Genomic DNA, 5,680 nt, shown 5'->3' with positions numbered 1-5,680 from the left:
TTTTTGTAGTTTCTCTACTTGCTCTTGATTGAGATAATTTTTCGCTGGCATCTTTCACTTGTTAGACTAAATTTACTTTCGGATTATACTTTATTTAAATGCTGAACAGCTTAGCAATGTTATCTGTTTGCAGTTCGATATTCTGTATGCGAATATCGAACTGCATTACCAAACCCTGACCTTCCACAGAAACCGAATTTGCCTCTCCCTGAATTATCTGACTCAGGTCAGTTTGGACATCTACGTCGATGAATTCTACTGCATCCAGCAGGCTACCAAGCCGCATTTGTAGTACCTGAGAAAGTGCTTGCGCCTCTACCCGTGGTTGTGACATAACGGATTTTTCCAATTTGTATTTTGCTACTCATTACTCTATACGCAAATAAAACCGTTGCGGATCTGTATATTGGTAGAAGCCGTCATCTGCAATTTGTCTGAATATCTATAAAATTTCTTAGGTTCCTGATTGTTGATGGCAATGAATTACGAGTTATTATTCTAAGATTATGGTTTTTTTCCGAGGTTGATATTGGTAGTGGTGTAATTTTAGCGAAAATTAGCCACAGAATCTTTGTTTTATAAGGTTAAAGTCCTTAAGACGACCGAAACAGTACACCAATTGAAAGTACCTTGCTACGCCAACTGCACTTTCAACTGCTGCATATAGGCTAAAAGCCCCTGACTTTAGTCATAGAGAAAAAAGACCGATTTCCTCGTTGAGAACTATAAGCCCAAGCGCAGGTTATCTCTAAAGAAAGCAAAATTTTAGCCGTTGCTAGTATAATTTTGGTGCTAATATTTTAGGCGACACCTAAGCATGAGGTTTGGTAGATGAAAGCATCAAAAGTCATTCTGGGAATTATATTAACTGTAAATATATTAGGAATTGGGGCTAGACAGTTAGAAATCCAAAAAGCACAAGCTGCCGCTGCCTTTGAAGAATTGCAGAACCGGGAGGAATATTTAACGTTGGTTTTTCCCAGGCTAATTAGGGAAGTTCAGGTTAGGTTAAACTTGGTGAACGTTCCGGGAAATATTAAATCTGATTTAAAAGAATATGACCCCAGATACAGAAGAATAATAGAAGCCGCAGGGCAAGAAGCAGACGAAAACCTGGCTGAGTATCCAAGAGAGATAGGTTTTAGTCAGATGTTCTGGGCAGAGAAGAAACGCATTTTAAACCAGAAGTACGGAATAAATTGGAAAACCCCACCAGAAATGAATCCAGAGGTCATTTTTGATTGAACCGAGGGCAGCAAAGGTCAAGAGAAAGCTAAAATAGAGCAAATATAGTTGCAAAAGTTGCGATCGCTTAAAGAGCTACTATGACGACTGCTGCTCCGGTAAAAACTCAATACGAAGCCATCATCGGTCTGGAAACCCATTGTCAACTGAGTACCCAAACCAAGATATTCTGCAATTGCTCCACGGAATTTGGTGCAACACCGAATCAGAACGTCTGTCCGGTATGTATGGGAATGCCTGGGGTATTGCCAGTGCTGGATCAAAAGGTGCTAGAATACGCAGTCAAAGCTGGACTGGCTCTCAACTCTTGCATCGCTCCCTACAGCAAATTTGACCGCAAGCAATATTTTTATCCCGACCTACCCAAAAACTATCAGATTTCCCAGTACGACTTGCCCATCGCCGAACACGGTTATCTAGAGATAGAGTTAACTGATGCGGAAGGGAAACCGATTCGCAAAAAAATCGGCATCACCCGCCTGCACATGGAAGAAGATGCGGGGAAATTGGTTCACGCGGGTAGCGAACGACTCTCAGGTTCCACCTACTCCCTGGTAGACTACAACCGCACAGGCGTTCCTCTAGTAGAAATTGTCTCAGAACCCGATATGCGTTCGGGAGTTGAAGCCGCAGAATACGCCCAAGAACTGCGTCGGATTCTGCGTTATCTTGGCGTGAGCGACGGTAATATGCAAGAAGGTTCCCTGCGCTGCGACGTGAATATCTCCGTGCGTCCAGTTGGGCAGGAAAAATTTGGCACCAAAGTCGAAATCAAGAACATGAACTCCTTTAACGCCATTCAACGGGCGATAGAGTACGAAATCGACCGCCAAATTCAAGCCATCGAATCGGGCGAAAGAATTGCCCAAGAAACGCGGTTGTGGGAAGAAGGCTCTCAACGCACTATTAGTATGCGGAGTAAGGAAGGCTCTAGCGATTACCGCTACTTCCCAGAACCCGATTTGGCACCTATCCAAGTTTCCCCGGAACAACTGGAACAGTGGAAGTCACAACTGCCGGAACTGCCAGCCAAAAAACGCGATCGCTATGAAAGCGAATTGGGTTTATCTCCCTATGATACCCGCGTCCTCACCGAAGACCGCACAGTGGCAGAATATTTTGAAGCTGCTGTTGAGCATAAAGCTAATCCCAAACAAGCTGCTAACTGGGTGATGGGCGACATCACAGCCTACATCAACAACAATAAACTCAGCATCACCGAAATTGCCCTGAAACCCGAAAATCTAGCTGAACTCATCTCCTTAATTGAAGATGGCACCATCAGCGGCAAAATCGCCAAAGAACTTCTGCCAGAACTACTCACTAACGGCGGTTCTGCGAAAGCACTGGTGGAAAGCAAAGGTTTAGTGCAAATCTCCGACACTGGCGAACTAGAAAAAATCATCGATGCGGTTATAGCAGCAAGTCCCAAAGAACTAGAACAGTATCGCAGCGGTAAAACCAAGCTACTTGGTTTCTTTGTCGGACAGGTGATGAAACAAACTGGCGGACGTGCAGATCCCAAGGTGACGAATCAGTTGATCCAACAGAAGTTGAACAGTTAAACCCTACCCCAACCCCTCCCCGTCCACGGGAGGGGTTAATTGTAATGGGAATATTGCACCATGTAACGGATATGCAACGGGCGATCGGGTTTTTCACGTTGCTATTCTCGATTCACATTGTAATCCGTCACAAATAGCTGCAATCCCTTTGGCTGCTGATGTAAGAGAACTTTCAATTGTCTCTGCTTCACAAAAAATCAGAAAAATTTACCAAAAAAACAAAATAGGGGGTGACACCCCTCACCCCCAACTGCTATATTTTGTTTAGTAGATGCACCCTGATGATCGGGAGAGTCGCCCAAGTGACTCTCCTTTTTTTTTGTTGCCACTTGTCAATACTTCTGCGATTAGACCGACCTAACGAGCTAACCCCGCAACCGTACTCCGGGAAGGGGAAAATTAAAAGCCATCCCGTAAAAATCTTCCTTTTCCGTGTCCGTATAGGAGAGGTTGAGCCAGAATTTAAGAGGGATTGGGGAGAGGTTAAGCGATGTCATTGATTAATGACCAATGACCTGTGACAGCTTGGTATAATCTGCTTTCAACCAGGCTTGAGGAAAGAATGATGGCAGGCTGGCAAGAAATATCAGGCGGTGTGACGGCTCCCAGAGGATATCGGGCGGCGGGGATAGTAGCAGGACTCAAACCATCAGGTTTACCAGATTTGGCGTTAATTTATTCAGAAGTGGAAGCGATCGCAGCTGGTGTCTTCACCACCTCTGTTGTCCGCGCTGCTCCCGTAGACTATTGCCGCCAACTTCTGCAAGCTAAGCACGGTGCCAGAGCTATTCTCTGCAACGCCGGACAAGCCAACGCCGCCACCGGCTCTCAAGGCTGGATCGATGCTATCGAAAGCGCCCAGATGTTGGCGCAAGTGCTGAATATTCCCTCGGATACTGTCTTGCTGGCATCCACAGGCGTGATTGGACAACGAATTAAAATGGATGCACTGAAGGCGGCAATTCCTCAGCTAGTCGCAGCAGCATCCGAAGATGGAGGCGACGCAGCTGCAAAAGCCATCTGTACAACTGACTTAGTACCCAAATCTATTGCTCTGGAAACAACTATAGGTGATCGCCCAGTGCGAATCGGCGGCATTTCCAAAGGTTCAGGCATGATTCATCCGAACATGGCGACAATGTTATCCTTTGTAACTTGCGATGCTGCGGTTGCGCCTTCCTTGTGGCAAAAAATGCTCAGTCGCGCCGCCGATCAAAGCTTCAACCAAATTACTGTAGATGGCGATACCAGTACCAACGATACCCTGATTGCTCTAGCGAATGGCCAGTCTCGCACCCCAGCGATTACCGAAATGGGTGCAGAAGCCGAAAAGTTGGAAGCAATGCTGACCCAAGTGTGTCAATATTTAGCGAAAGCGATCGCGCGTGACGGCGAAGGTGCCACCTGCTTAATTGAAGTGCAAGTCACAGGGGCGCACGATGACAAAGATGCGCGTCAAGTTGCCAAAACCATTGTCGGTTCATCCTTAGTTAAGTCAGCAATTTTTGGGCGCGATCCCAACTGGGGACGAATTGCTGCTGCTGCTGGACGTGCTGGCGTAATATTCGATCAAGAAAATCTCCGCATTCAACTTGGAGATTTCTTATTAATGGAAAATGGTCAACCTTTACCCTTCGATCGGGCGGCGGCGAGTGCATATTTAAAAGCAGCAGCAGCAGGCGCTTACCTCAAAGAAGACACCGTTTTAATCTCTGTCAGTATTGGTTCTGGTTCTGGTTCTGGTAAAGCTTGGGGTTGCGACTTAAGTTATGACTACGTGAAGATTAACGCCGAGTACACAACTTGAAGTTTCAGTAGGTAGTTGAATCCACATTTTGTAGCAGTCGTATTAACCGCCTGGGGTTTAAGCCCCAGGCTAACAGCTAAAGTCTTCTTCAGAAGACTGAGTAAAAATTTGGGTCTATTTCAATGGACATATGCTCACACCCTAGAACTGATGGCGAAGACACAGTTGCAGAGGTTGAGATGATTAAATCCGAGAAATCAAAGAATATCACTAAATTTCAATCCTATAAGTCTGCTTTGGGAAGAATATAGGGGGCTATTGAAAAAGAATTTTTCCTTCTCCTCGCTAGCAGGAAATGAATTAACAAATCAATTAAATTGTAGTTTGGGATGCGATCGCTATCTTGGGCATCGCCCTAACTTGGGTATACAGCAAAACAGAAAAATTTGCTCTCCCCAAGACGGAGTTGATTTGATGTAACTGATGCTAACCTCAGCTGATAGGAGCTTTCGGGGCTGGGAGCGTAAGTTATGGTCAAGAAAATAGCGTTGTTTTGCCTCAGTTTGATTTTGGTAGTTGTCATTATGCCTCCTTTGACGCTGGCGCAGGGGACATCTTATCTGGAATCACGCCTCTCTAGACTGGAAGCAGAAAACTATCAAATGCGATCGCTTATCACCCAGCTAGACGCTCAAGTAGATGCTCTTCAACAGTCGGGAGCAAGTAGGCGATCGCCGACCGTTCCTTCCATCACTAGAACAACACCTTCATCCGATCCAATGTTTGACCGACTCGCTACCTTGGTAGTTGAACTCAAGCAGCGCATCAACAAACTAGAGGCGCAAGTAGCTGCACTTCAGAAAAAACGCAGTTAATTGAGAATTGGAAATTGGGCAAAAGTCTTACAGCGAATTTTGTTAATTTTCTCATCGTATCCATAGAAATTCCTGCTCTTGTGCGTAGGAGCTATTGCAGGTTTTATGCACGTTCAAATAGCTCTAGTTTGTGGTGATAAGCTGTTCAGCATTTAAATAAAGTATAATCCGAAAGTAAATTTAGTCTAACAAGTGAAAGATGCCAGCGAAAAATTATCTCAATCAAGAGCAAGTAGAGAAACTACAAA

6 protein-coding genes are annotated in these 5,680 nt (G+C 45.1%); 4 read left to right on the top strand and 2 right to left on the bottom strand.

Features of this window, described 5'->3' with window-relative positions; all coding sequences use genetic code 11:
* Positions 1-94: 94 nt before the first annotated feature.
* Positions 95-334, bottom strand: coding sequence for an LmeA family phospholipid-binding protein (locus H6F63_RS20875; protein ID WP_190639390.1), 240 nt, complete (start codon positions 332-334; stop codon positions 95-97).
* A gap of 497 nt (positions 335-831) precedes the next feature.
* Between H6F63_RS20875 and H6F63_RS20870 the strand changes: the two genes are divergently transcribed.
* Positions 832-1,245, top strand: a complete 414-nt coding sequence (locus tag H6F63_RS20870) for a hypothetical protein (protein ID WP_190639389.1) — start codon at positions 832-834, stop codon at positions 1,243-1,245.
* An 80-nt stretch (positions 1,246-1,325) separates the two neighbouring features.
* Entirely contained in the window at positions 1,326-2,810 is a 1,485-nt protein-coding gene (gene gatB / locus H6F63_RS20865; RefSeq protein WP_190639388.1) for an Asp-tRNA(Asn)/Glu-tRNA(Gln) amidotransferase subunit GatB, read from the top strand.
* A 365-nt stretch (positions 2,811-3,175) separates the two neighbouring features.
* On the opposite strand, the gene H6F63_RS30645 is transcribed toward gatB, so the two are convergent.
* Positions 3,176-3,307: a hypothetical protein gene (locus H6F63_RS30645; RefSeq protein WP_277876461.1), complete on the bottom strand. Its 132-nt coding sequence runs from the start codon at positions 3,305-3,307 to the stop codon at positions 3,176-3,178.
* Between the two features lie 68 nt (positions 3,308-3,375).
* Between H6F63_RS30645 and argJ the strand changes: the two genes are divergently transcribed.
* The gene (gene argJ, locus H6F63_RS20860) at positions 3,376-4,617 is read left to right on the top strand and encodes a bifunctional ornithine acetyltransferase/N-acetylglutamate synthase (RefSeq protein ID WP_190639391.1); all 1,242 of its coding nucleotides are present in this window, start codon (positions 3,376-3,378) and stop codon (positions 4,615-4,617) included.
* Positions 4,618-5,087: 470 nt separating this feature from the next.
* Complete coding sequence (locus H6F63_RS20855; RefSeq protein WP_190639387.1) at positions 5,088-5,432, top strand: hypothetical protein; 345 nt, start codon at positions 5,088-5,090, stop codon at positions 5,430-5,432.
* The last annotated feature ends 248 nt before the right edge of the window (positions 5,433-5,680 follow it).

It is taken from the genome of Trichocoleus sp. FACHB-40, assembly GCF_014695915.1.
Lineage (GTDB): Bacteria > Cyanobacteriota > Cyanobacteriia > Cyanobacteriales > FACHB-T130 > Funiculus > Funiculus sociatus.
Note: the sequence above shows the minus strand (reverse complement) of the source record. Positions and strands in the feature narration are given on the sequence as shown.